At 53.3% G+C, this 23,542-nt stretch carries 22 protein-coding genes, 6 tRNA genes and 1 pseudogene; 16 read left to right on the top strand and 13 right to left on the bottom strand.

The genetic code is table 11. The annotated features are described in order from the left end of the window. Positions 1 to 10 precede the first annotated feature (10 nt). A complete protein-coding gene (gene csgG, locus ACT3RR_RS04850) occupies positions 11 to 844 on the top strand; it encodes a curli production assembly/transport protein CsgG (RefSeq protein WP_353502842.1) in 834 nt (277 codons plus the stop codon). Between the two features lie 145 nt (positions 845 to 989). On the opposite strand, the gene ACT3RR_RS04845 is transcribed toward csgG, so the two are convergent. Further along, complete coding sequence (locus ACT3RR_RS04845; RefSeq protein ID WP_486034043.1) at positions 990 to 1,427, bottom strand: nuclear transport factor 2 family protein; 438 nt, start codon at positions 1,425 to 1,427, stop codon at positions 990 to 992. Between the two features lie 224 nt (positions 1,428 to 1,651). Between ACT3RR_RS04845 and ACT3RR_RS04840 the strand changes: the two genes are divergently transcribed. Beyond that, positions 1,652 to 1,900, top strand: a complete 249-nt coding sequence (locus ACT3RR_RS04840; protein WP_353502844.1) for a CsbD family protein — start codon at positions 1,652 to 1,654, stop codon at positions 1,898 to 1,900. Between the two features lie 115 nt (positions 1,901 to 2,015). On the opposite strand, the gene alaC is transcribed toward ACT3RR_RS04840, so the two are convergent. Together alaC and ACT3RR_RS04830 are read right to left on the bottom strand one after the other, a co-directional pair. After that, on the bottom strand, positions 2,016 to 3,230 hold the full coding sequence (gene alaC, locus ACT3RR_RS04835; RefSeq protein ID WP_353502847.1) for an alanine transaminase: 1,215 nt from the start codon (positions 3,228 to 3,230) through the stop codon (positions 2,016 to 2,018). Between the two features lie 131 nt (positions 3,231 to 3,361). Then, a complete protein-coding gene (locus tag ACT3RR_RS04830) occupies positions 3,362 to 3,916 on the bottom strand; it encodes a GNAT family N-acetyltransferase (RefSeq protein WP_496199857.1) in 555 nt (184 codons plus the stop codon). Positions 3,917 to 4,054: 138 nt separating this feature from the next. Here ACT3RR_RS04830 and ACT3RR_RS04825 point away from each other — a divergent pair, with 138 nt between their 5' ends. Together ACT3RR_RS04825 and ACT3RR_RS04820 are read left to right on the top strand one after the other, a co-directional pair. Further along, positions 4,055 to 5,758 carry a LytS/YhcK type 5TM receptor domain-containing protein gene (locus ACT3RR_RS04825; RefSeq protein ID WP_353502849.1) on the top strand — a complete coding sequence of 568 codons (1,704 nt, stop codon included), beginning with the start codon at positions 4,055 to 4,057 and terminating at the stop codon, positions 5,756 to 5,758. Then, positions 5,739 to 6,476 (top strand): LytR/AlgR family response regulator transcription factor, encoded by a 738-nt coding sequence (locus tag ACT3RR_RS04820; protein WP_496199856.1) that lies wholly within the window; start codon positions 5,739 to 5,741, stop codon positions 6,474 to 6,476. Before ACT3RR_RS04825 ends, ACT3RR_RS04820 begins: the two co-directional genes overlap by 20 nt. Positions 6,477 to 6,521: 45 nt before the next feature. On the opposite strand, the gene glk is transcribed toward ACT3RR_RS04820, so the two are convergent. Both glk and ACT3RR_RS04810 read right to left on the bottom strand, forming a co-directional pair. Then, complete coding sequence (gene glk, locus ACT3RR_RS04815) at positions 6,522 to 7,487, bottom strand: glucokinase (protein ID WP_353502851.1); 966 nt, start codon at positions 7,485 to 7,487, stop codon at positions 6,522 to 6,524. A gap of 92 nt (positions 7,488 to 7,579) precedes the next feature. Then, positions 7,580 to 7,735 (bottom strand): hypothetical protein, encoded by a 156-nt coding sequence (locus ACT3RR_RS04810; RefSeq protein WP_353502852.1) that lies wholly within the window; start codon positions 7,733 to 7,735, stop codon positions 7,580 to 7,582. A gap of 62 nt (positions 7,736 to 7,797) precedes the next feature. Here ACT3RR_RS04810 and ACT3RR_RS04805 point away from each other — a divergent pair, with 62 nt between their 5' ends. Then, positions 7,798 to 9,063 carry an ion channel protein gene (locus ACT3RR_RS04805; protein WP_496199855.1) on the top strand — a complete coding sequence of 422 codons (1,266 nt, stop codon included), beginning with the start codon at positions 7,798 to 7,800 and terminating at the stop codon, positions 9,061 to 9,063. Positions 9,064 to 9,067: 4 nt separating this feature from the next. Here ACT3RR_RS04805 and ACT3RR_RS04800 read toward each other — a convergent pair whose 3' ends face one another. Further along, positions 9,068 to 9,766, bottom strand: coding sequence for an aspartate/glutamate racemase family protein (locus ACT3RR_RS04800; RefSeq protein ID WP_496199854.1), 699 nt, complete (start codon positions 9,764 to 9,766; stop codon positions 9,068 to 9,070). A gap of 95 nt (positions 9,767 to 9,861) precedes the next feature. Next, positions 9,862 to 10,365: a multidrug/biocide efflux PACE transporter gene (locus tag ACT3RR_RS04795; RefSeq protein ID WP_496199853.1), complete on the bottom strand. Its 504-nt coding sequence runs from the start codon at positions 10,363 to 10,365 to the stop codon at positions 9,862 to 9,864. 141 nt (positions 10,366 to 10,506) lie between these two features. On the opposite strand from ACT3RR_RS04795, the gene ACT3RR_RS04790 reads away from it, so the two are divergent. Next, entirely contained in the window at positions 10,507 to 11,382 is an 876-nt protein-coding gene (locus ACT3RR_RS04790; protein WP_496200057.1) for a LysR family transcriptional regulator, read from the top strand. A 13-nt stretch (positions 11,383 to 11,395) separates the two neighbouring features. Here the strand turns inward: ACT3RR_RS04790 and ACT3RR_RS04785 are convergent, their stop codons facing one another. After that, positions 11,396 to 13,054 (bottom strand): alpha-keto acid decarboxylase family protein, encoded by a 1,659-nt coding sequence (locus ACT3RR_RS04785; protein WP_496200056.1) that lies wholly within the window; start codon positions 13,052 to 13,054, stop codon positions 11,396 to 11,398. A 279-nt stretch (positions 13,055 to 13,333) separates the two neighbouring features. Here ACT3RR_RS04785 and mgrA point away from each other — a divergent pair, with 279 nt between their 5' ends. Continuing rightward, on the top strand, positions 13,334 to 14,323 hold the full coding sequence (gene mgrA / locus ACT3RR_RS04780) for an L-glyceraldehyde 3-phosphate reductase (RefSeq protein WP_496199852.1): 990 nt from the start codon (positions 13,334 to 13,336) through the stop codon (positions 14,321 to 14,323). 146 nt (positions 14,324 to 14,469) lie between these two features. Beyond that, positions 14,470 to 14,850: a DUF2502 domain-containing protein gene (locus ACT3RR_RS04775; protein WP_485904149.1), complete on the top strand. Its 381-nt coding sequence runs from the start codon at positions 14,470 to 14,472 to the stop codon at positions 14,848 to 14,850. 70 nt (positions 14,851 to 14,920) lie between these two features. On the opposite strand, the pseudogene ACT3RR_RS04770 reads toward ACT3RR_RS04775, so the two are convergent. Beyond that, a pseudogene (locus ACT3RR_RS04770) lies at positions 14,921 to 16,159 on the bottom strand (Nramp family divalent metal transporter); the annotation flags it as partial. Between the two features lie 343 nt (positions 16,160 to 16,502). Here ACT3RR_RS04770 and ACT3RR_RS04765 point away from each other — a divergent pair. Then, positions 16,503 to 17,690: a NupC/NupG family nucleoside CNT transporter gene (locus ACT3RR_RS04765; RefSeq protein ID WP_353502857.1), complete on the top strand. Its 1,188-nt coding sequence runs from the start codon at positions 16,503 to 16,505 to the stop codon at positions 17,688 to 17,690. Between the two features lie 160 nt (positions 17,691 to 17,850). Here ACT3RR_RS04765 and ACT3RR_RS04760 read toward each other — a convergent pair. After that, positions 17,851 to 17,926: transfer RNA gene (locus ACT3RR_RS04760), tRNA-Ala, on the bottom strand. 81 nt (positions 17,927 to 18,007) lie between these two features. Continuing rightward, positions 18,008 to 18,083, bottom strand: a tRNA-Ala gene (locus ACT3RR_RS04755). Between the two features lie 353 nt (positions 18,084 to 18,436). On the opposite strand from ACT3RR_RS04755, the gene ACT3RR_RS04750 reads away from it, so the two are divergent. Beyond that, positions 18,437 to 19,225: a formate/nitrite transporter family protein gene (locus tag ACT3RR_RS04750; protein WP_353502858.1), complete on the top strand. Its 789-nt coding sequence runs from the start codon at positions 18,437 to 18,439 to the stop codon at positions 19,223 to 19,225. A 78-nt stretch (positions 19,226 to 19,303) separates the two neighbouring features. On the opposite strand, the gene gltX is transcribed toward ACT3RR_RS04750, so the two are convergent. Beyond that, positions 19,304 to 20,719, bottom strand: coding sequence for a glutamate--tRNA ligase (gene gltX / locus ACT3RR_RS04745; RefSeq protein WP_496199851.1), 1,416 nt, complete (start codon positions 20,717 to 20,719; stop codon positions 19,304 to 19,306). Between the two features lie 264 nt (positions 20,720 to 20,983). Here gltX and ACT3RR_RS04740 point away from each other — a divergent pair. The 6 genes from ACT3RR_RS04740 to ACT3RR_RS04715 all read left to right on the top strand — a co-directional run bounded on the left by ACT3RR_RS04740 (position 20,984) and on the right by ACT3RR_RS04715 (position 22,537). Next, positions 20,984 to 21,059: transfer RNA gene (locus ACT3RR_RS04740), tRNA-Val, on the top strand. Positions 21,060 to 21,105: 46 nt separating this feature from the next. Beyond that, positions 21,106 to 21,181, top strand: a tRNA-Val gene (locus ACT3RR_RS04735). A 43-nt stretch (positions 21,182 to 21,224) separates the two neighbouring features. Further along, positions 21,225 to 21,300: transfer RNA gene (locus ACT3RR_RS04730), tRNA-Val, on the top strand. A 7-nt stretch (positions 21,301 to 21,307) separates the two neighbouring features. Continuing rightward, a tRNA-Lys gene (locus ACT3RR_RS04725) sits at positions 21,308 to 21,383 on the top strand. A 176-nt stretch (positions 21,384 to 21,559) separates the two neighbouring features. Continuing rightward, complete coding sequence (locus ACT3RR_RS04720) at positions 21,560 to 22,123, top strand: nucleotidyltransferase family protein (RefSeq protein WP_496199850.1); 564 nt, start codon at positions 21,560 to 21,562, stop codon at positions 22,121 to 22,123. A gap of 75 nt (positions 22,124 to 22,198) precedes the next feature. After that, positions 22,199 to 22,537 (top strand): FlxA-like family protein, encoded by a 339-nt coding sequence (locus ACT3RR_RS04715; protein ID WP_496199849.1) that lies wholly within the window; start codon positions 22,199 to 22,201, stop codon positions 22,535 to 22,537. A 10-nt stretch (positions 22,538 to 22,547) separates the two neighbouring features. Here the strand turns inward: ACT3RR_RS04715 and ACT3RR_RS04710 are convergent, their stop codons facing one another. Further along, the gene (locus ACT3RR_RS04710; protein ID WP_496199848.1) at positions 22,548 to 23,468 is read right to left on the bottom strand and encodes a LysR family transcriptional regulator; all 921 of its coding nucleotides are present in this window, start codon (positions 23,466 to 23,468) and stop codon (positions 22,548 to 22,550) included. Between the last annotated feature and the right edge of the window lie 74 nt (positions 23,469 to 23,542).

Here is a 23,542-nt window from a genome sequence, read left to right as displayed (position 1 = left end):
GAAGGCCACTATGCGCAGTTTGTTTCTATTTCTGATGATTTTTGCCCTCACAGGGTGTTTGACTGCACCACCAGATCAAGCAGCAAAACCCACCTTGCTGCCGCGAGCCCAGAGCTATCAGGACCTGACTAACTTGCCACCGGCGCGCGGCAAGATTTTTGTCTCGGTTTACAACATTCAGGATGAAACGGGACAGTTTAAACCCTATCCGGCGAGTAACTTCTCCACCGCCGTGCCGCAAAGTGCCACCGCCATGCTGGTGTCGGCACTTAAGGATTCAAAATGGTTTATCCCCCTTGAACGCCAGGGGCTACAGAACTTGTTGAATGAACGCAAAATTATCCGCGCCGCGCAGGAAAACGGCAGCGTGGCAGAGAATAATGCCCGCGCCCTCTCCTCACTGGTGGCGGCGAATATTTTGATTGAAGGATCAATCATTGGCTACGAAAGTAATGTGAAATCCGGCGGGGTTGGTGCCAGATATTTCGGTATCGGGGCCAGCACGCAGTACCAGTTAGACCAGATAGCCGTGAACCTGCGCGCCGTCGACGTCAATACCGGGGAAGTTCTGTCATCGGTAAATACCAGCAAAACCATTTTGTCTTATGAGGTGCAGGCCGGTGTCTTCCGATTTGTCGATTATCAACGATTACTGGAAGGAGAATTAGGCTACACCACCAATGAACCTGTGATGCTTTGCCTGATGTCGGCGATTGAAACCGGCGTGATTTATCTGGTGAATGACGGTATCAGCCGCAACCTGTGGCAGCTACAAAATCCGCAGGACGCCAAGGCACCGGTGCTCGAAAAGTATAAGAACCTGATTGTCCCTATTGCCTCTTAATCTGGAGAAATTGATTCACGTTATCCCAGAAAATCGGATCCCCTGTAGCGTGATGACGCCGGGTTTTGGCAGTAGTTGGCGAAAGGAAACCCAACGATTGAGGCGGGTTTCCTTTCATTTTTTTGCTCAGTATTGGTTCGAAATGTTATTCAGACTGCTGGTAATTATTGACCCGTTTTTTATCTTCCAGATTGAAATCCGGATCGAGATAAATACTCAGGCGCTGAATCAACAGCTCATTAAATTCAAATACCGCGCAGAAGTGGTGACTTCCCGCCTCGGCCGTGGGCCAGCGTTCGCCGCTTTGCATCACGCCGCGCATTTGTCCCTCAACCACCAGCGTATCGCCATCGGTGATAAAGCGAAATTTATCCTGCATGTGCTGAATTTTATCGATTTCCAACGCGAAGCATTTGCCCAGTTCGCCCAGCGATGACTTTCCCTTTGCTGTACCAAATTTTGGGAAAAACACCTCAGTGTCCTCGGTAAACAGATCCAACAGTGTCGCATCTGCCTGATCCAGCTTGCTATAAAACTGTTTCACAATCTCTATACGACTTTTTTTTAGCGCGTCCTGTGTCATTTTTCCCCTCTTATCACTCAATGAGTGAAATCTAAGACCACCTGATTAAGACTAGTGAAACGCTTCAATTTTGCTGCTTTCCCCTAAGATTTAAGATAACTCTCAGCAAATCGGCCCCTGCTGCCTTCAATTCATGGTCTACAGTTAATGAGGTATGACACTTTTATTCATTGAAGTGCGTTGGGCTGGCATGTTGCTCGCCCTCCAGACAAAAGGAACTGCTTATGTTTGATAAAGCGAAAGATAAAGCTGAAGAGCTGGTTGGCAAAGGTCAGGAACAGTTTGGTCGCGCAACGGAAGATCATGGTCTGCAAGCAGAAGGCGTAGTCCGCAAAAATCTTTCTCAGGCATCCTATGCGGTGAACGACGCCGTGGATACCGTGAAGCGCCAAACCTCAGACAACCCAGTACCGGCCCTGCTTATTGCCGCCGGTGTAGGTTTCCTGCTGGCGAAACTGACAGGCCGTAAATAATCAGCCTGTTTGCTCGATAAGCATGAGCAAGGCATGAATGTATGCCATAAAAAAACCCGGCCAATGCCGGGTTTTTTGTTGTTGTTTTGGGGCTAATTGCTGGGTTTGATGAGGCTTAAGCTTTAGCCGGGAGCACGCCATCTGCGCGGAACATGGCTTTAATGCCGCGCACTGCCTGGCGGATACGGTCCTGGTTTTCAATCAGGGCGAAACGCACGTGGGTATCACCGTAATCACCGAAACCAATGCCCGGCGAGACGCAAACCTTGGCGTCGGCCAGCAGGCGCTTGGCGAATTCCAACGAACCTAAGTGCTCGTAAGCCGGTGGTATCTTGGCCCAAACGTACATTGAGGCTTTCGGGTTATCGACCATCCAGCCCGCCTCGTGCAGACCGCGAACCAGCACGTTGCGGCGCTGGCGATACTGCTCTGCGATATCTTTGACGCACTGCTGATCCCCTTCCAGCGCGGCGATGGCTGCCACCTGCAACGGGGTAAAGGTGCCGTAGTCATGGTAGCTTTTGATACGCGCCAGCGCGCTGACCAGCTCTGGATTACCGACCATAAAGCCGATTCGCCAGCCCGCCATATTATAGCTTTTCGACAGCGTGAAGAACTCGACCGCGATGTCCTTCGCGCCCGGCACCTGCATGATAGAAGGCGCTTTCCAGCCGTCATACACAATATCGGCATAGGCCAAATCATGGATAACCAGCACATTGTACTGCTTAGCCAGTGCGACCACGCGCTCGAAGAAATCCAGCTCAACGCACTGCGCCGTTGGGTTAGACGGGAAGCCAAGGATCATCATTTTTGGACGCGGAATGGTTTCGCGAATTGCGCGTTCCAGTTCAGCAAAGAAATCCACGCCGTCGGTTAATGGCACCGAGCGCACCTGCGCACCGGCAATCACCGCGCCGTAGATATGAATCGGATAACTTGGGTTTGGCACCAACACAGTATCACCGTGATCCAAGGTTGCCAGCATCAGGTGCGCCAGCCCCTCTTTCGAACCAATGGTGACAATGGCTTCGCTTTCTGGATCGATTTCAACCTGATAGCGATCGGCATACCAGCGGGAAATCGCACGGCGCAGGCGTGGAATACCGCGTGACGTGGAATAACCGTGGGTGTCTTCGCGCTGAGCCACCTGCACCATTTTCTCAACAATGTGCGGCGGGGTTGCGCCATCAGGGTTCCCCATACTGAAATCAATAATGTCTTCGCCGCGACGTCGCGCAGCCATTTTCAATTCAGCGGTAATGTTAAAAACATAAGGGGGAAGACGATCGATACGCGTAAAACGACGTGGAGAACTGGAGTCAGCCATAAATTCCTCAAGGATACGTGAGCGCCCGGACCGTCCGAGCGACGCTGGCCGCGATGCGGCCTTCCAAGAACATATCTCAGGCAGAAAAAACTGTCGATACCCCAGACGACCTATTTTTAACCAACGAGAGATTAACCTCGCGGATCATCGGCAAGGATCCCCAGCAGCCAGTCGTTATGCCACACCTCGCCAATGCGGTAGCTGTCGCGCAGGCAGCCTTCGAGCTGGAATCCACACTTCTCCAGCACCCTGCGCGAGGGGAAATTGCCCTCCAGCACGTTGGCCTGCAGGCGATGAAAACCGCAGGTATCAAAAGCAAAATCCAGCACGGCTTTCAGTGATTCAACGGCATACCCTTTCCCCTGATGCTCGGGAGAAATGATAAAACCCACCTCACCCTGCTGATAAGGCCGCCAGTCGGGGAAGAAGCCGGTCAGGCCCACCGCCGCGCCGGTTTCGCGTTCGCGGATCACCAGACAGAGCCAAAAATCAGCATAGCGATCCCAGTGCCCAAGGCGCTGTTCGAAGCGATTGCGAATTTGCGCGGGCGAGTCGATATCACCAATAAAGTGCATCACCTCTGGCGTTTGGTACAGCTTCTGGAACAACCACCAGTCTTCATTTTCAATAGGTTGCATCACCAGCCGTGGAGTGGTGAGCTGCAAAGGCGTCAGAGTTTTCATCATTATTTTCCTCTGGGTAGGTACCGCGTCAGCTTACAATTGAATCATTGGTTATTCATGCGTTTTATGGCTTTAGTGCATTTCATTCCCTAAGACAATTCCCTGTTATAATGGGCCTAAGCCGAAAACAGGGAGCCTGCCGTGCCGCAAGTGTTTGAAATGTTGCTGGCGGTCTTTGACCGCGCAGCGCTGATGTTAATCTGCCTATTCTTCCTCACTCGTACCCGCCTGTTTCGCAAGCTGCTACAGAAAGAGAGCCATAACCACACGGCGCTGGAACTCGCCGCCGCTACCGCGATTTTTTCGCTGTTTGCCATTTTCGGCACCCTATCGGGGATTAACGTCGAAGGCTCGCTAATCAATGTGCGCACCATCGCCATTATGTCCGGCGGAATACTGTTTGGCCCTTGGGTGGGGATTATTACTGGCCTGATTTCCGGCTCGCACCGTTATCTCATCGACATTCACGGCGTCACCTCGCTGCCCTGTCTGATAACCAGCATCGTGGCCGGGTTTACCTCGGGCTATATCAACCTGAAAGTGAAGAAAGCTAACCATTGGAAAGTGGGGATTGCCGCCGGAATGCTGTGCGAAGCCCTGACTATGGTGCTGATTTTGCTGATGGCGAAGCCGTTTTCGCTGGGGGTGGATATCGTCATGAGCATCGCCGCGCCGCTGATCCTCGGGGCCAGCTCAATTGGCCTGATTATCCTGCTGGTGCAAAGCGTGGCCGACGAAAAAGAGGTGATTGCCGCCCGCCAGGCGCGACTCGCCTTGGACATCGCCAATAAAACCCTGCCCTATTTCCGCCACATTGAAGGGCCGAATATTAACGCCCGTTCGCTGGAAAAGATTTGCAGTATTATCCGCGAAGATATCAACGCTGACGCCGTGGCCATTACCGATACCAAAAACATCTTGGCCTACGTTGGCGTGGGCGCCGAGCAGTACAACATCGGCCACGAGATAATCAGTGATATCACCAAAGCGACGCTGGAGTCGGGCCAAATCACCATTAAAAACAATGATGAAGTGGACCGCACGCCGGAGATCCACTCGCTGATCATTATCCCTTTATGGGAGAGCGGCGTAGTAACCGGCTCGCTGAAAATCTATTACTGCCACGCCCACCGCATCACCTATTCGCTGAAAGTGATGGCGGTCGGCCTGTCGCAAATTATCTCCACCCAGATGGAAGTGTCGCGAGCAGAGCAACTGCGCGAAATGGCCAATAAAGCCGAAATGCGCGCCCTGCAAAGTAAAATCAACCCACACTTTCTGTTTAACGCGCTGAATGCTATTTCATCGTCTATCCGCGCCCGGCCTGACACTGCGCGCCAGCTAATCATCAATCTGTCGCGCTATCTGCGTTACAATCTGGAGCTGAATGACGAGCTGATTGACCTGCGTAAAGAGCTGCATCAGGTGCAGGATTACATCGCCATTGAGCAGGCGCGCTTTGGCAGCAAGCTGACGGTTATCTATGATATTGATGACGATATCTCGGTGCAGATCCCCAGCCTGTTGATTCAACCTCTGGTTGAAAACGCCATCGTCCACGGCATTCAGCCGTGCAGCGGTAAAGGGGTGGTGGTGATTGCGGTGAAGCGTCAGGGCAGTAACGTGAGAGTGTCGATTAAAGACACCGGACACGGCATAAATCAGGAAACCATTGACCGGGTGGCGAGAAATGAAATGCCCGGCAATAAAATCGGCCTGCTCAACGTGCACCATCGCGTTTCACTGCTGTATGGCCATGGGTTAACTATCCGCCGCCTTGAGCCAGGCACGGAAATTTCATTTTTGATCACCTCGGAAAATGCCAATGAAAGCCATCATCGTTGAAGACGAAGTCCTCGCACAGGAGGAGCTGAGTTATCTGATAAATGCGCATAGCGAAATCAAAATCGAAGCCAGCTTTGACGACGGACTGGACGTGCTGAAGTATCTGCAATCCCATGAAGTGGATGCAATTTTCCTCGATATCAACATTCCGTCGCTCGACGGCGTATTGCTGGCGCAGAACATTAGCAAGTTCGCGCACAAGCCCTACATTATCTTTATCACTGCCTATAAAGAGCATGCCGCCGAGGCTTATGAAATCGAGGCTTTCGACTACATTCTCAAGCCTTATCACGAGTCGCGCATTGTCACCATGCTGCAAAAGCTGGAGATGCATTTTAAACGCGACAAACAGGCGCTAACCCAGCCTGCACCCAGCAGCAACCGCGCCAGCCACAGCATCAATTTGATTAAAGATGAGCGGATTATTGTTACTGATATCAATGACATCTATTACGCCGCGGCGCAGGAGAAAGTGACACAGGTCTATACCCGCAAAGAAGAATTCACCATGCCGATGAATATCACCGAGCTGTGCAATCGCCTGCCGGAAGAGCATTTCTTCCGCTGCCATCGCTCGTACTGTGTGAATTTGTCGAAAATCCGCGAAATCGTGCCGTGGTTTAACAACACCTATATTTTGCGCTTAAGCGATTTGGATTTCGAAGTGCCGGTGAGTCGCAGTAAAGTGAAGGAATTCAGAAGTTTAATGCGGTTTTAGCGAGAATATTCTCCCCCGCAGCCGGGGGAGAAAAGAGAGGCAAGATTACAGCGTCATGCCCATCGACTGGCGCAGATAAGCCCCCGATCCCAGCAGCCCCGGCTGATCGTGAGTGATCAGGTAGACCGGAATGTCGTGCAGGTAGTCTTTAAAACGGCCTTTATCTTCAAAGGCGGCACGGAAACCCGAGGCCTTAAAGAACTCGAGGAAGCGCGGCACGATGCCACCGGCGATATACACGCCGCCGAAGGTACCCATGTTCAGCGCCAGATTGCCGCCAAAGCGCCCCATAATTACGCAAAATAGGGAGAGTGCGCGGCGGCAGTCGAGGTTTTCATCACTCAGCGCCAGCTCGGTGACATCTTTCGGGGCGAAATTCTCCGGCACGCGGCCGTCGGCTTTGACAATCGCGCGGTACAAATTCACCAGTCCCGGACCAGACAGAATACGCTCCGCGGAGACGTGGCCCATCTCAGCACGCAGCTGCTCGAGGATGATGTCCTCCTCTTCGCTGTTTGGCGCGAAATCAACATGCCCGCCCTCGCCCGGCAGGCTCAGCCAGCGTTTGTCAGCGTGGATCAGGTGGGCGACGCCCAAGCCGGTGCCCGCGCCGAAAATCACTGCCGGCTTGCCGTCTAACGGTTTTTTGCCGCCGAACTGCAACAGGTCTTGCTCCTGCAACATCGGGATAGCCATGGAGACGGCGGTGAAGTCATTGATCACTTCCAGATGATCCAACTTCAGATTGGCTTTCATCTCAGCAATTGAAAATGCCCACGTATGGTTGGTCATCGCTACCCAGTCGCCGGTGATCGGGCAGGCAATGGCGATACAGGCGTCTTTAACTTCGTGCTCTTGCTGCTCAAGGTAAACGCGCACCACGTCTTCTAAACTTGGGTAATCCAAGCCAGAAAAGGTTTTGGAAGCCGAGATCTCTCCGCTGTCGAGCGCGCACAGTGCAAGACGACAGTTAGTACCGCCGACGTCCCCCACCAAGGAGTATTTGGTCATTTTCTTCTCCGAAAAAGTAGATTCTTAATCCTGTCTGGTCTGGAGGCCGAGTAAAAACGATAAAGACCGTTATTATCAATCGTTGAGGCTGGTTAAAACCCGCTTGCAGGACTATAAAAGTTTACAGAATAATTGTGGGCAAAATAGCGGTAATTGCTATAGCCTGCAACGCCCATTTGAGGCAACGCGTATTTATGCGGCGCGGCATCCAAAATAATGTCGCTAATGCCCAATTTCTTAGCCATCATTACGATACAAAGCCTGTGCTGAAGCCTCGAGCGAGTGCAGTTCATCATAAAAGGATATGTGCATGCTGCATCCCCGTGCGAAAACGATGTTGGTTTTTACTCTGCCCGCGTTGCTCATTGGCATCTTATCCAGCCTGATTCTGGTCGCTATCATGATGCTGGCAGGCGCGCTGCAAACCCTGCTCTGGCAGCACATTCCTTCTGCTCTGCATATTGATACCAGCTCGGCCAGTTGGACCTTATTCATGTTGACGCTAACCGGTTTGGGCGTCGGCGCGCTAATTAAGTATATGCCGGGCCACGCTGGGCCAGACCCCGCCACCGAATCGCTGATAGGCCCGCCCGTCGCGCTCAATGCCCTTCCCGGTTTGGCATTAGCCTTGATGCTGGGCCTGGCCGGAGGGGTGAGCCTCGGGCCGGAATACCCCATTACCGTGATTAACATTGCCCTCGCCGCCGCCGTGGGCCGCTTTTTGCTGCCAAAAGTCCCGACCATGGACTGGGTGATTTTAGCCGCCGCGGGCACCATCGGCGCGCTGTTCGGCACGCCTATCGCCGCCGCGCTGATTTTTTCGCAAATGCTCGGCGGAGATAAAGATATTCCGCTATGGGACCGGCTTTTTGCGCCGCTGGTCGCCGCAGGCGCGGGGGCGCTGACCACCGATCAGTTCTTCGAGCCTGATTTCTCTTTGAATATCGACCCTTATGACGCTTCGCGCCTGGTGGATGTGTTCAGCGGCTCGGTGGTGGTGCTGATTGCGATTGCGATTGGCATGGTTGCCGTCTGGCTGTTCCCGCACGTCCACCGCCTGTTCCACAGCATCAAAAATCCCATTCTTATGCTGGGGGTTGGCGGCTTTGTGTTAGGACTGCTGGCACTGATTGGCGGGGAAATCACCCTGTTTAAAGGGCTGGATGAGATGAAACAGCTGGCGGAATCTGACCAGCTATTTGAAATTAGCTCGATGCTGGCGATAACCCTGACCAAGCTCGCCGCGCTGGTGGTGGCCGCCGCCTGTGGCTTTAGGGGCGGGCGCATCTTCCCAGCGGTGTTTGTCGGCGTTTCCCTTGGGCTGATGCTGCATCAATACGCGCCAGACGTGCCTGCTGCCGTCACCGTGTCTTGCGCCGTGATGGGCATGGTACTGGTGGTCACCCGCGACGGCTGGCTAAGCCTGTTTATGGCCGCCGCCGTGGTGCCGGGCTTGAAACTGCTGCCGCTGCTGTGCATTGTGATGCTGCCAGCTTGGCTGCTGCTGGCAGGCAAACCGGTGATGCTGGTCAGCAAATATCTGCCTGCCCGCCAAGAGAATAAAGAAGCCGAGTAAAAGATTAACGGTCAGAAAGGGCGAACTCCGCCGCCGCCAGTGCATGGATGGCGGTGGTGTCAAACACCGGCACGCCGGCATCCTGCTGGCCGACCAGCAGCGTAATTTCCGTACAACCGAGAATAATTCCCTCCGCCCCCTGCTGCTCTAGCTCGCCCATGATGCGGCGATACTCTTCGCGAGAGGCGTCGCTGATTTCCCCCAGACAAAGCTCTTCATAGATGATGCGATGCACAATATTGCGGTCAGCCTCGTTCGGGGTCAGCACCTCAATGTGGTGTTTATCCTGCAGGCGGCCGCGATAGAAATCCTGCTCCATGGTGAATTTGGTGCCGAGCAGGCCAATGCGCTTCAACCCCTGAGCTTTAATCTTTTCCGCCGTCGCGTCGGCAATGTGCAGCAGCGGCAGCCCGCCGATGCGCTCAATGTCATCCGCCACTTTATGCATGGTGTTGGTACAGACCACAATCACCTCTGCCCCGGCGCGCGCCAGCGCCTGTGCGGCATCACCGAGAACTTGACCAGCCTGCTGCCAATCCCCCTGGGCCTGTAATTTTTCAATATCGTAGAAGTCGACGCTGTGCAGGAAGAGCCGGGCGGAATGCAATCCACCCAGCTGCCGTTTGACGTGTTCATTGATAGTGCGGTAGTACGGCACGGTGGATTCCCAACTCATGCCGCCAATTAATCCTAAGGTTTTCATCTGCTGTCACCCTGCCGACTCTATTTTGCGTGAGGGTAAAACATAACCGAGCGCGCCCCTGCTGACAAACAGTGACGCGCCCGGCGAGCAGAAAATTACTGTTTTGCTGAACAGGCTTTCTGAGCCGACTCATCGGCCAGACGCGCAGCGCGGTGCTCGACAATGCGCTGGCGCAAGGTGTCATACAGCCAGTTGTAGAACATGGTGTATGGCAGGAAGAACAGGAAGAAGCCAATTTCCAGCATAAAGGCGTTAAGCAGTGAAATGCCCAACCAGCCTGCGGCAATCGGCAGCCCCATCAATATAAATCCGCCCTCGAAGCCCAGTGCGTGGCAGACGCGTACTTTCAGGGTTCGCGCCACGCGGCTGACTGGCCAGAGACGATCGAAAATCGAGTTGTAAACGATGTTCCACAGCATCGCCGTGGTAGAGAGCAAAATCGCCAGGGTGCCCATTTCAAACATCGACTTGTTCAACAGCCATGCTGCAATCGGCGCGGAAATCATTACCGCTAAGGCTTCAAAACCGACCGCATGCAGGATGCGCTCGCCTAAAGATTTTTTACTCGCGAGTTGAGTATTTGTTTTTAACTTTGACATAAAGACCTGCCGTTATTCCTCAATAGGGTGAGTGACTTGGGTCACAGGTCGGCATTATCATCGCTAAATAAGATAGGTTAAAGATAGTTAATATCGATAAAATAGATGGACAAACCCTTAACCGCCAACCTGGAGATTGCCATGCGTTACTCGCCAGAAGCCTTAGTCGCCTTTGTGGAAGCTGCGGATACCGGCTCTTTCTCGGCCGCCGCACGCAAACTGCGCAAAAGCCAGTCCACGGTCAGCACCGCCATCGCCAATCTTGAAGTGGATTTGGGCCTGACGCTGTTTGACCGCAACAGCCGCCAGCCGGTGTTAACGCCACAGGGCAAAAGGGTGCTCAATCACGTTCAGGCGATTTTGGCCGCCAGTGAGCGCCTTGATGAGCTGGCAATTCGCCTCTCCACGCAGGTGGAAACTCGGCTGACCTTCGTTCTGTCAGACACTTACCAGCCGACTCACCATGAGAATCTGCTTAAACGCTTTGAGCGGCGCTATCCCGATATTGAGTTTGAATGCCTGATTGCTGAGGATCAGGATGTGATTGATCTGCTACAAGCTGGGCGGGCGCACATTGGCATGCTGGAAGTGCAGGACACCTACCCGCCGGACATCGGCGTGGCGCGCCTACCGGAGCAAACTGACATGAACATTTTTGTCAGTCGCGACCATCCGCTGGCCCAGCTTTCCAACATTCAGCCTGAGCAGTTGCACACTTTCCGCCAGTTAAGCCTCCAGCCCTATCGCCGCACTGAGACGCGGGCGCAGGGGCAAACCTGGTCCGCACCGAGCTATTTGATGCTGCTGGAAATGGCCGAGCAGGGCTTTGGCTGGTCGGTACTGCCGCACTGGCTGGTGCGCCAGTTTGGGCATAACAAGCTGGTGACGTTACCGATGCGAGGTTGGCCGAAGCTGATTTCAGTGGACGCGGTGTGGAGTAAAAACAATCAGCCCGGCCCGGCGGGAAGTTGGTTCATCGACCAGCTAATCGATCCTTTGCTGGCCGATGAACCCTGAGCAGTCAGCCGGGTTAATCCCCCGAGTTTCTCTTCGAGATAGACTTACTGACAGCGTCCAATAGCTCGGGGATATCCATTTTCGGCACCACCACTTCCACCCAGGCCATTTGCGGTTTATCGCGCAGGATGGACATCACCTGACTCAGCTGGTCGCGGCTTTCGACTCGCTGGCTGAGCACGTCCGGCCCGCCAAAGGCCGCGGGGAACAGGGTCCAGTTCCAGCGCGCAATATCGTTGTAGCGCTGCGTCTCGCCGTGAATCGCTCTTTCCACCGTGTAGCCGTCGTTGTTGAGCAGGAAAATAGTGGTTTTCAAACCATAGCGGATCGCCGCGCCCAGCCCTTGCAGGGTGAGCTGCGCCGAGCCGTCGCCAATAATCAGCACCACCCGACGCTCAGGCTCGGCAGTTTGCGCGCCAAAGGCGGCTGGCAGGGTAAAGCCAATCGAACCCCAAAGTGGCTGGACGATAACATCACAACCCTCGGGCAACGTGAGCGCCGCCGCGCCGAAGCTGGAGGTCCCCTGCTCCACCACCAGCAGATCGTTGGGTTGCAAGAATTCCTGCATTAATTGCCAGAAGACCTGCTGATCCAGCTCGCTGTTATCCGACGATGGCAGCGGCGTGCGGCTAAAGTCAGGCTTTTCCCATTGGTCGCGAAGTTCAGCCGTCAGCCGGTGCAGGGCTTCCACGGCTTTCACCATAGGGAGCTGATGGAACACCTGTTTACCAATGCGCGCGCTGAAAGGTTCGAGTTCGATACAACCCTCTTCAGGCAGCTTTTGGGTGAATCCGGCGGTAATGGTATCGCCAAAACGCACCCCGACATTAATGACCACCTCGGCCTGCTCCACCACCTTCTTCACCACCGGACAGCTCGCCGCGCCGGAGTAAGTGCCGGCAAAATGCGGATTCTGCTCGTTGAACAGCCCCTTGCCCATCAACAGCGTCGAGTGTGCCAACGGAACATCATCAACCCACTGCTGAAGTGCCTGTTTGGCTTTAAAACGGTCGGCCAGAAAATCCCCCAATACCGTCACCCGGTGCTTGTCGCGCAGCAGCTCGCGGGCGGTATCAGTGAAGGCGCTAAGGGAATCTTGGGAAAAGGCGGGTTGGAGAAGAGGCTGTTTGGTGGCACGGCTGGTGACAGGGAGCTTGGCGACGTCGCTTGGTAGGAGAAGGTAGCCGGGCCGCGAGTGGTAAATCGCCTCGGCCACCACGCGGTCAATTTCCGCCAGCGCGTTTTCCGGGGTTAGCAATCCCTGCGCCACGCTGACCTGCCGCGACATCTCGGCAAAGCGAGCAAAGTTGCCATCGCCCATGGAGTGATGCAGCAACTCGCCTTTTTTCTGCGAGGAAAGCGGAGGCGCGCCGACAATATGAATCACCGGCAAATATTCGGCATAGCTTCCCGCTACCCCATTGAGCGCGCTGAGTTCTCCCACGCCGAAGGTGGTCAGCAGAGCCGCCGCCCCCTTGCGTCGCGCATAGCCGTCGGCACCATAGGCGGCATTCAATTCATTGGTACAGCCCACCCAGGTTATTTGCTGGTGGCTAATCACGTGGTCGAGGAATTGCAGGTTGTAGTCGCCTGGCACGCCAAACAGGTGGGCAATATTGCTAAGTGATAGTCGGTCGAGGAGATAGTCACCTACGGTATAAGCATTACTCATCATGATCCCCTAATATTTTTAGCTTCTATAGTTGATAACTCTAGAAAGTATTGACGCAGATCGCCGATTAGGAAACGTGCGCCAAAAATTAGGGTTGGAAATTTTGCCTTACACCCCCGCCCGATTTAAGCGCAGGTTCCGTTATTCATCACAATGACTGATAGGCCGAAGAGTCACATCCCAAGGTTGTTAACCCGCCCGCTGGAAAAATCTGTGGAAACGCATACACTAAAACGGCTTTTTATCTTTCCTACGACTAAAAATAATAAGGTTAACTCTATGGCTTATCAGGCGAAACCTACGCGATATGAACAGATGCAGTACCGACGCTGCGGCCACAGCGGGCTGAAGCTGCCCGCCATCTCCCTTGGCCTGTGGCACAACTTTGGCGACAACGCGCACTTTGATAACGCGCGCCATTTGATTCGTCACGCCTTCGATAATGGCATCACCCATTTTGATTTAGCCAACAACTACGGCCCGCCGCCCGGCTCGGCTGAAACGCACTTTGGCCGCATTTTGCAGGAAGATTTACTGCCCTATCGCGATGAGCTGATTATCTCCTCCAAGGCCGGTTACACCATGTGGGACGGCCCTTATGGCGATTGGGGGTCGAAGAAATATCTGGTCGCCAGCCTCAATCAGAGCCTAAAACGCATGGGTCTGGAGTATGTGGATATTTTCTACCACCACCGCCCGGATCCCGACACGCCATTGGAAGAAACCATGGCGGCGCTGGATCTCATCGTCCGCCAGGGGAAAGCGCTGTACGTCGGTTTGTCCAACTATCCGGCCGAGCGCGCCAAACAGGCTTTCGCCATTCTGCAACGCCTCGGCACGCCGTGCCTGATCCATCAGCCGAAATACTCGATGTTCGAACGCTGGGTAGAGGCTGATTTGCTCGACACGCTGGCGCAAAACGGGGTTGGGTCGATTGCCTTCTCCCCTCTGGCCGGTGGCGTGCTGACCGATCGCTATCTGGCGGGCATTCCGCAGGATTCGCGCGCGGCGAGCAGCAGCCAGTTCCTCACCACCGACCAACTCACCGCCGAGAAGCTGGAAAAAGTGCGTAAGCTGAATGCCATTGCCGAAGCGCGCAGCCAGAAGCTGTCGCAAATGGCGTTAGCCTGGGTGCTGCGCGGCGACAGAGTGACCTCGGTGCTGATTGGTGCCAGTAAAACCAGCCAGATTGATGATGCCATCGGCATGCTCGGCAACCGCCAGTTTAGTGAGCAGGAGCTGGCTGAAATCGAAGGGATTTTGGTGTAAACGCTTTCCCACAAGGCGAATAAAGGAGAAAACGTTAGCTTTGTGTTAAGCGGCGTAAAACAATCAAAACAGGATTGTAAGCAATAGAATAGGTGTTGCCTTCCTCTTATAACTGTTAGCAGAAATTATAAGAGAGAGGAGGCGACATGATTAAGCCTTTATTATTCGGAAGTTTATTGTTTGCCCTGCTGCCTGCCGCGGCCCCCGCCGCGCAGGCCAGCAGCTTTAGCCTGAATACCCCTGGCCTTTCAATCAATATCGGTGACCGCGACCGTCGCGGTTACTACTGGGATGGTTATGATTGGCGTGATAGCCGTTGGTGGAACAGCCACCGCGGGCGTTATTACGGCGAGCGCAGCCATCGCGGCTACTACTGGGACGGCGGACGCTGGCGAGATCGCGGCTGGTGGAACAACCATCAGTCGCGGCACCGCCCGCCTCACGGTCACGCTTATGGTCACGATCGCGGGCATCATGGAAAACATGGGCATGGCGATCACGGTGGGCATGGCGGGCATCATCACTAATTTTCTCGCGACCAACGAAAACGGGACAGTTTAGGCTGTCCCGTTTTTTATCCTTTTATCTATTCCCGTTTTACTTAAGCATGCCAATCAGCAAATAGAGGTTAAGGCTGACCACCAGCAGCACGATCACTCGCCCCGCCCACTGTATCCCTTTCGAATTGACCATTTCGCCCATCAGCTCGCGGTTGCCGGTAAATGCCAGCAGAGGCAGCAGCGCCAGCGCAATGCCGAAACTCAGCAGTACCTGACTCATCACCAGAATCCGCGTGGCGTCCAGCCCCATCATGATGACAATAAAAGATGGCGCCATGGTCACCGTGCGGCGCACCCACAGCGGAATATAGAATTTCACAAAGCCTTGCATCACCACCTGCCCGGCCAAGGTTCCGACCACGGTAGAGGAGAGGCCAGCCGCAACCAGACTCAGGCCAAAGGTGATGGCCGCCGCCTGCCCCAGCAAGGGTTCTAGCGTGAGATAAGCCTGATCCAACTCGCTAATGCCCTGATGCCCGCTAAAGTGGAAAGCCGCCGCGGCGGTGGCCATCATCGCCAGATTCACAAAACCGGCGATGGTCATGGCAATGCCGACATCCAACTTGGTCGCTGAATAGCGCTGCGCCTTTGACGCGTCGCCCGCGCGCTGGGTTAAGGACGAGTGCAGGTAAATCACGTGCGGCATAATGGTCGCGCCCAGCACGCCAGCAGCCAGATACACGGCGTCGCTCGACGGTAAGTTAGGGATCAACATCCCCTTGCCCAGCGCCGCCATGCTTGGCTGAGAGAAGAACAGTTCGACGATATAGGCCGCCGCCACGAACAGCAGTAGGCCGGCAATCACCAGTTCGAGTGGTTTCTGCCCGCGCTTTTGCAAGGCGAGGATAATAAAGGTGGCGATCCCGGTCAGCACCGCGCCTTGCAGCAGTGAGACGCCGAGCAGCAATTTAAAACCAATGGCCGCGCCGATAAACTCGGCCAGATCGGTCGCCATGGCAATAATTTCAGCCTGAACCCAATAGGCCCAGACCGCCGGACGCGGGAAGCGATCGCGGATATGCTCGGCCAGATTTTTGCCGGTGGCGATACCCAGTTTGGCGGAGAGCAGCTGGATAAGCATCGCCATAATATTGGCCCACACCACCACCCACAGCAGTTGATAGCCATAGGAAGCACCGGCCTGAATATTGGTGGCGAAGTTACCCGGATCGATATAGCCAATCGCGGCGATAAACGCTGGCCCCATTAGGGAAAGCTTTAATTTGCGGGAGGCGCGGCCGGAGGATTCGGCACGGCTGTTAAACATAGTCGTATTAACCTTACTATTGTTGCGCTTACATCAATCATATCTAATTGATAATGATTATCAAGTGCATTTAGATTGATCCAGCTGATTTCTCCGATAGGCACCAGAGACTCAGGGGCGAAATAGAGACGGTCGACCATATTTAGAAAACTATTACGGCTAATAATAAAGCTAGCACAACAATTCAACTTATGACTGATTTTATTAACATCTTGATTTTTTGTGTGGTCTGTTCAGAAATGTTGCAATCAGTGTCCGCAATTTCTATATTTGCAAGCCACTTCACGTTTTAAATGTACGCGTTACATAGAATGTCCGTCGAAATATAGCCTGCCTCTAATTTGGAGCACCCATGTCCCGAATACTGCACTTTGTATTAGCGTTGGCCGTTGTCGCTGTACTGGCCTTGCTGGTAAGTCGTGATCGTAAAAATATCCGTTTACGTTTCATCGCACAGCTGTTGGTCCTTGAAGTTTTATTAGCCTATTTCTTCCTCAACTCAGAGTTTGGATTAGGTTTCGTAAAAGGCTTCTCTGATCTGTTTGAGAAATTGTTAGCCTTTGCCGCAGAAGGGACCGGCTTCGTATTTGGAGGCATGAGCGATAAAGGATTAGCGTTCTTCTTCCTGAAAGTCTTGTGCCCAATCGTGTTCATTTCTGCACTGATTGGTATTTTGCAATACATCCGTATCCTGCCAATTATTATTCGCGCGATCGGTACGGTATTGTCAAAAGTCAACGGTATGGGGAAACTGGAATCCTTCAACGCCGTTAGCTCCCTGATCCTTGGTCAGTCTGAAAACTTTATCGCGTATAAAGACATTCTGGGCAAAATGTCAGAAAAACGTATGTACACCATGGCTGCTACCGCGATGTCGACGGTTTCTATGTCAATCGTGGGTGCTTACATGACCATGCTTGAGCCGCGTTATGTGGTTGCTGCGCTGGTTCTCAACATGTTCAGTACCTTTATCGTACTGTCACTGATCAACCCATATAAAGTTGATTCAGAAGAAGACCTGCAAATCGGCAACACCCATCAGGGTCAGAGCTTCTTTGAAATGCTGGGTGAATACATCCTGGCGGGCTTCAAAGTGGCGATCATCGTTGCAGCTATGTTGATTGGCTTCATCGCTCTGATTTCCTGCTTGAACGCGCTGTTCGACGTTGTTTTCGGTATCACCTTCCAAGGCGTGCTGGGTTATGTCTTCTACCCATTCGCATGGATCATGGGCGTACCGAGCCACGAAGCGCTGCAAGTGGGCAGTATCATGGCAACCAAGCTGGTTTCTAACGAATTCGTGGCCATGCTGGACCTGCAGAAAGTCGCAGGCGAGCTCTCCCCACGCGGCGTAGGCATCCTGTCTGTGTTCCTGGTTTCTTTCGCCAACTTCTCTTCAATTGGTATCGTTGCGGGTGCAATCAAAGGCCTGAACGAGAAGCAAGGTAATGTGGTTTCACGCTTTGGCCTGAAACTGCTGTACGGCTCAACGCTGGTGAGCGTGCTGTCTGCATCTATCGCCGGTCTGGTACTGGCGTAAGCGACAAACCTGCTAAACAGTTTCTAAAGGCGCTTCGGCGCCTTTTTTTGTGTCTGCTATTTGACGAAGGAACTAGCTGGAAGAGCTGGATTGAAGTCGGGACAGGGAATGCCAAATGGCAGAAAGCAAAAAACCGGCCAGAGGCCGGTTTCTTAAATTTTGGTGGAGATAAGCGGGATCGAACCGCTGACCTCTTGCATGCCATGCAAGCGCTCTCCCAGCTGAGCTATACCCCCACACGAGGTTGTTCACGTTTTAAGTCTTCTACTCAATTCCGCTCAGAGGAATCAAGTACCAACTTACCCTGAGAAGGAAGTTGGTGGAGATAAGCGGGATCGAACCGCTGACCTCTTGCATGCCATGCAAGCGCTCTCCCAGCTGAGCTATACCCCCATTTCCGACTCGTAAAAACGAGTGAACGGGGCGCATCATATGAAACCGAGCCAACCCTGTCAACGGCTAAATCTGAATATGGAATCAAGCGCTGAAAAAGCCGCCAACCCGGCCATAACTATCAAGTTTTTCCGCCGTCCAGATACAATTTTGTAGCTAAATACGTCTAAATTGCTTCGCCCTATTTTGGCTTTATTTATCCAGCCTTATGATCTTATTAAGCATTTTATTAACATGTGTGACTCAATGATTAATGGTTTGTTAGCAGGCTATGATAATCGTCTTGTTTTCAGATAAATCTGCGTCTAGACTGCCCGCGCAATAATCATAACCAACTATCGTCGAGTCTTCTTATGTCCTTGTATTCACCAAAAGAAATTGCATCAATCGCTGTAACGGCGGGAACAAATAAAAGCCGTGCAACCGTGTTGAATTTGTTAATTTTAGGATTCCTGGCCGGTGCTTTCATCGCAACAGGTTTTCTACTGGATTTGCATGTAATAGGGACGTTGCCTGCATCCTGGGGTTCTTTCAGTAACTTGCTGGGCGCGGCTGTTTTCCCAGTGGGGATCATTTTGACGGTGCTGGCAGGCGGTGAGCTGCTAACCGGCAACATGATGACGCTGCCAATCGCCTGGTTCGCTCGTCAAATCAGCCTGTACGCCGTTTTGCGTAACTGGTTCTGGGTGACGCTGGCAAACCTGCTGGGCAGTCTGGCCGTTGCTTACTTCTTTGGTCACGTACTTGGCCTTACCGAAGGCGCGTTCTTGGCTAAAACCGTGGCTACCGCTACTGCAAAAGTTAATGCAGACTTCACTCAGGCATTTATTTCAGGCATCGGCTGTAACTGGCTGGTTTGTCTGGCTATCTGGCTGGCATTCGCCAGTAAAGAAGTTGGCGGGAAAGTGATTGGCATGTGGTTCCCGGTCATGGCGTTCGTGGCTATCGGCTTCCAGCACGTGGTTGCCAACATGTTCATCATCCCGGCGGCTATCTTTGCCGGTGCGCTGAGCTGGTCACAGTACCTGCCAAACTTCGTTGCCGTATTCTTGGGTAACGCAGTGGGCGGTGCTGGTTTCGTAGGTTTGATGTACTTCCTGGCTTACCGCCCGAATGCAGAATCTATCGCGGAACAACGTTAATTCGTTCTGATTTGCTAGTCGCATAAAAAAGCCAGCGAGGGAAACCCGCTGGCTTTTTCTTTATCTCAACGCTGACGATTACTGTTGAGCTTCGCGCTCAGCAATAAAGGCCAGAGCCTGATCGATACGCGCCAGAGTGCGGCGTTGACCAATCGCGTGAACCGTGACGTCCATACCCGGAGACATACCGGCACCCGTCACAGCAACGCGTAATGGCATACCGACTTTACCCATACCGACGCCCAGCTCATCAGCAGTACCCTGAATCGCGTTGTGAACGTTCTCGGCAGTCCAGTCAGTGATCGCAGCCAGCTTGGCACGCACGGCTTCTAATGGCTGACGAGCAACCGGGCGCAGGTGTTTTTTCGCCGCGTCAGCATCAAACTCGCTGAAATCTTCATAGAAGTAACGGCAGGATTCAGCCATTTCTTTCAGAGTCTTACAACGCTCACCCAATAATTGGACGATTTCGAACAGCTGCGGACCATTGCGCGTTTCGATACCCAGTTGCTCAACGTGCCACAGCAGGTGAGTCGCCACATAATGTGGATCCATGGTGGTGATGTAATGATGGTTCAGCCATTGCAGCTTTTCAGTGTTGAAGGCGCTGGCAGATTTGCTGACATTCTCCAGAGAGAACAGCGCTTTCATTTCATCAATGCTGAAGATCTCTTGGTCGCCGTGGGACCAGCCCAGACGCACCAAATAGTTGAGCAGCGCTTCTGGCAGGTAGCCGTCATCGCGATACTGCATTACGCCGACCGCGCCGTGGCGTTTAGAAAGCTTTTTGCCGTCGTCACCCAAAATCATGGACACGTGTGCGTAAACCGGCACTGGCGCGCCCAGCGCTTTCAGAATGTTAATCTGGCGCGGGGTGTTGTTGATATGGTCTTCGCCACGGATGACGTGAGTGATTTCCATATCCCAGTCATCCACCACCACGCAGAAGTTATAGGTTGGTGAACCATCGGTGCGGCGAATGATTAAGTCATCCAGCTCGTCATTGCTAAATTCGATCGGGCCACGGATCTGGTCATCAAAGATAACAGAACCTTCCTGCGGGTTGCGGAAACGCACCACACAAGGCTCATCGGCACTGTGATGCTCATGGCTGTCGCGGCAACGGCCGTCATAACGAGGCTTCTCATTATTTGCCATTTGCTCTTCGCGCAGGGCTTCCAGACGCTCTTTGGAGCAATAGCACTTGTATGCCGTGCCATTGTCCAACATCTGGTCAATCACCGCGTTATAACGGTCAAAGCGTTTGGTCTGGAAGTATGGACCTTCATCCCATTGCAGATTCAACCAGTTCATGCCGTCCATAATCGCGTCAATGGCAGCCTGAGTGGAGCGCTCAAGATCGGTGTCTTCTATACGCAACACAAACTCACCGCCCAAATTACGGGCAAAAAGCCAGGAGTAAAGCGCGGTACGGGCGCCACCGACGTGCAAATAGCCGGTTGGGCTCGGAGCAAAACGGGTTTTGATTTTCATCTGGAATGCAGCCTTAATAGCGCAACGCCAAAAAACGTTGCTATCAATTAACAAAAAGTGGGCGTCATTCTACCACTCTGCCCTGAATCCTCAACGCCGATAGGGAGTTCACAAGGGCTATTCACACCATGAATGCGTAAAGAATCAACTACGCGGGCGAGAAATCCGTCATCTTGTCTACTTTTCGGGCGAACGATGTTTTTTGTTTTTAAAAACCGTTGACGTAAGTTTAAGTATCCCTATAATGCGACTCCATCACGACGGGGGCGATTAGCTCAGTTGGTAGAGCATCTCCTTTACACGGAGGGGGTCGGCGGTTCGAGCCCGTCATCGCCCACCACTCATTAGAGTGACCGCGTTGTGATAAGTAAGAAGAAATGAGAAATGGGCGATTAGCTCAGTTGGTAGAGCATCTCCTTTACACGGAGGGGGTCGGCGGTTCGAGCCCGTCATCGCCCACCATTTCTCAACAAGCTTCTTCTTACATTGTGGAGTACCCAGAAGTGGGCGATTAGCTCAGTTGGTAGAGCATCTCCTTTACACGGAGGGGGTCGGCGGTTCGAGCCCGTCATCGCCCACCACTTCTGCGGGCCGTTAGCTCAGTTGGTAGAGCAGTTGACTTTTAATCAATTGGTCGCTGGTTCGAATCCAGCACGGCCCACCAATTCAGAGAAAAGCGCCTTTAGGCGCTTTTTTCGTTTCTATAGCACCATGATTTAACCGTGATGGAGGCGAACCAGCTGCTGGTCGACATTTTTCCATCCTTCCCCACCAAAAACCTTACCTCTCCTTTCGCCACATTTATCTATACTGTCCATCATTTCGATACGGTAAAAGATAATGACTGAACAACAGCGACAGCAACACATTATCCAGTGGATTGAACAGGATGAGATGCGCATGCTGGCCCTGCGCGCGGCTAAACAGCTGGCGCTGGCTGATTGGTGTCTGGCCGCTGGCTTTGTGCGCAATATGGTGTGGGACCGGCTGCACGACTTCAGCCAAAGCACGCAGCTCAACGATATCGATGTGATTTACTTCAATTCTCAAGATACGTCGGCCGACGTCGAAAAAAAGTATGAACAGCAACTCTGCGCCATCGCGGATCTGCCTTGGTCGGTGAAGAATCAGGCGCGGATGCACCTTCTGCATGACCATGCCCCCTACTCGTCCAGCAGCGAAGCCATGAGTTATTGGGTCGAGACGGAGACGGTGATTGGCGCAAAGCTAAATGATCTGAATCAGGTGGAGCTGGTCGCGCCGGTCGGCACCGCCGAGCTGTTTGAGTTCAGCATCACGCCCAATCCGCGCCATGGGAATACCTTAGTGCTGCTGGATCGCGTGCAGAGCAAAGGCTGGCTAGCGCGCTGGCCCAAGCTGCGCCTGCAATTACCGCAATCTTAAAGATCCCCGCTGCCTTGCCGATACCTGTTAAGTACCCGCGTATGCAATAACAGGCAATAAATAAGCGAGGCAGTAATGAGTACGATCAGTACCACAACCAATATCTCTATGGGATCGGCATCTGGCGGCGGCGGTGGGCAAATTGCCCAATTGAATAAGCAGATTGATAAACTTACGCAGCAGCTAAAAAATCTGTCGAAAAAAAGCGACCAGTCTCAGGAAGAAGTGCAGAAGCAAATCGCATCGATTCGCCAACAAATCATCATGTTGCAGCAGCAGATCCAACAAATTCAGCACCAACAGGCGCAGAAAGCTGAACAACAAACTGAGAAAGCCATGCTCGACGCTGAAAAAGCCAATCCTAAAAAAGATGACGATAAAAAGGCTGCGGGTCAGGTCGATATTTACGTCTAACCCTTTGGCTTTATAGCAAACCCCGCAGGCTGCGTTTTTTGGTCAATTGCGCCGCCTGCCATTTCACCTCTTGCCAAATGGCTTGCGCGGCGGGTGACAGCGAACGATTTTTACGCCGCACCAGCATCAAGGCGCGGTTTATTTCCGGCTCCAGCGTTCTTACCACCAGTTGGCTGCCCTGCGGCAAAGGCAGTGCCAGCGCGGGAAGCACGCTGACGCCCAGCCCGGCTTCGACCATCGGATAGAGCGTCGCCGGATGCCCCACCTCCTGCACCACATTGGCGGCAATCCCCTGCTTCGCCAGCGCGTTGTCGATCAATATGCGGCTTCCCGACTCATAATCTTGCAGAACCAGCGGCTGCTCCCCGAGCTGCTGCCACTTCACCGCGCTTTGCTGAGCGAAAGCATGGTCTTGATGGCACAGCAATAAGAACGGCTCGTGCAAAATAATCTCGCCCTCAAGGTCTGGGCTAATCCCCGGTTCGATCACAATGCCAAAATCCACTTCGGCATTGCGCACGCTATTCAGCACCAGCCGCTGCGCCTGATCGCGCAACAAGATGGTGATGTCGGGATAATTCTTTTGGCTACGGGCGATGCAGCTGGGCATAAGCTGGGCGGAAATAGTCTGGCTGGCGGCAATGCGCACGCGACCATTGTGCTGCGTGCCAAAGCTACGGGTATCGAGCAGCATCGCCTGTAGCTCATCGAGCAGTGGCTCAACGCGACTTGCCAGCCGCTGGCCGGCATTGGTGAGAATCACCTCGCGCGTGGTTCTGTCCAGCAAACGCACGCCCACCTCGGCCTCCAGCTCTTTCATACTGTGGCTTATGGCAGACTGACTCAGCCCAATGGCGTCCCCTGCCCGGCTGAAACTTTGGTAGCGCGCCACGGCGACAAACACCCGCAACTGCTTGAGAGAGTAGTTCATGAATAAATTTCATCAATGCATTAAATAAATCAATTTTTTAATTGTATATCAGCGATTCAAAATAGCGGCATGGC

Source organism: Ewingella sp. AOP8-B2-18, assembly GCF_052376015.1.
Classification (GTDB): domain Bacteria; phylum Pseudomonadota; class Gammaproteobacteria; order Enterobacterales; family Enterobacteriaceae; genus Ewingella; species Ewingella allii.
This window is presented reverse-complemented; position numbering and strand designations above follow the sequence as displayed.

Excerpts from the sequence above, each read along its gene's own strand:
- csgG (WP_353502842.1), top strand. The coding sequence starts at position 11 with ATGCGCAGTTTGTTTCTATTTCTGATGATTTTTGCCCTCACAGGGTGT.
- ACT3RR_RS04845 (WP_486034043.1), bottom strand. The coding sequence starts at position 1,427 with ATGACACAGGACGCGCTAAAAAAAAGTCGTATAGAGATTGTGAAACAG.
- ACT3RR_RS04840 (WP_353502844.1), top strand. The coding sequence starts at position 1,652 with ATGTTTGATAAAGCGAAAGATAAAGCTGAAGAGCTGGTTGGCAAAGGT.
- alaC (WP_353502847.1), bottom strand. The coding sequence starts at position 3,230 with ATGGCTGACTCCAGTTCTCCACGTCGTTTTACGCGTATCGATCGTCTT.
- ACT3RR_RS04830 (WP_496199857.1), bottom strand. The coding sequence starts at position 3,916 with ATGATGAAAACTCTGACGCCTTTGCAGCTCACCACTCCACGGCTGGTG.
- ACT3RR_RS04820 (WP_496199856.1), top strand. The coding sequence starts at position 5,739 with ATGAAAGCCATCATCGTTGAAGACGAAGTCCTCGCACAGGAGGAGCTG.
- glk (WP_353502851.1), bottom strand. The coding sequence starts at position 7,487 with ATGACCAAATACTCCTTGGTGGGGGACGTCGGCGGTACTAACTGTCGT.
- ACT3RR_RS04810 (WP_353502852.1), bottom strand. The coding sequence starts at position 7,735 with ATGATGGCTAAGAAATTGGGCATTAGCGACATTATTTTGGATGCCGCG.
- ACT3RR_RS04805 (WP_496199855.1), top strand. The coding sequence starts at position 7,798 with ATGCTGCATCCCCGTGCGAAAACGATGTTGGTTTTTACTCTGCCCGCG.
- ACT3RR_RS04800 (WP_496199854.1), bottom strand. The coding sequence starts at position 9,766 with ATGAAAACCTTAGGATTAATTGGCGGCATGAGTTGGGAATCCACCGTG.
- ACT3RR_RS04795 (WP_496199853.1), bottom strand. The coding sequence starts at position 10,365 with ATGTCAAAGTTAAAAACAAATACTCAACTCGCGAGTAAAAAATCTTTA.
- ACT3RR_RS04790 (WP_496200057.1), top strand. The coding sequence starts at position 10,507 with ATGCGTTACTCGCCAGAAGCCTTAGTCGCCTTTGTGGAAGCTGCGGAT.
- ACT3RR_RS04785 (WP_496200056.1), bottom strand. The coding sequence starts at position 13,054 with ATGAGTAATGCTTATACCGTAGGTGACTATCTCCTCGACCGACTATCA.
- mgrA (WP_496199852.1), top strand. The coding sequence starts at position 13,334 with ATGGCTTATCAGGCGAAACCTACGCGATATGAACAGATGCAGTACCGA.
- ACT3RR_RS04775 (WP_485904149.1), top strand. The coding sequence starts at position 14,470 with ATGATTAAGCCTTTATTATTCGGAAGTTTATTGTTTGCCCTGCTGCCT.
- ACT3RR_RS04765 (WP_353502857.1), top strand. The coding sequence starts at position 16,503 with ATGTCCCGAATACTGCACTTTGTATTAGCGTTGGCCGTTGTCGCTGTA.
- ACT3RR_RS04750 (WP_353502858.1), top strand. The coding sequence starts at position 18,437 with ATGTCCTTGTATTCACCAAAAGAAATTGCATCAATCGCTGTAACGGCG.
- gltX (WP_496199851.1), bottom strand. The coding sequence starts at position 20,719 with ATGAAAATCAAAACCCGTTTTGCTCCGAGCCCAACCGGCTATTTGCAC.
- ACT3RR_RS04720 (WP_496199850.1), top strand. The coding sequence starts at position 21,560 with ATGACTGAACAACAGCGACAGCAACACATTATCCAGTGGATTGAACAG.
- ACT3RR_RS04715 (WP_496199849.1), top strand. The coding sequence starts at position 22,199 with ATGAGTACGATCAGTACCACAACCAATATCTCTATGGGATCGGCATCT.
- ACT3RR_RS04710 (WP_496199848.1), bottom strand. The coding sequence starts at position 23,468 with ATGAACTACTCTCTCAAGCAGTTGCGGGTGTTTGTCGCCGTGGCGCGC.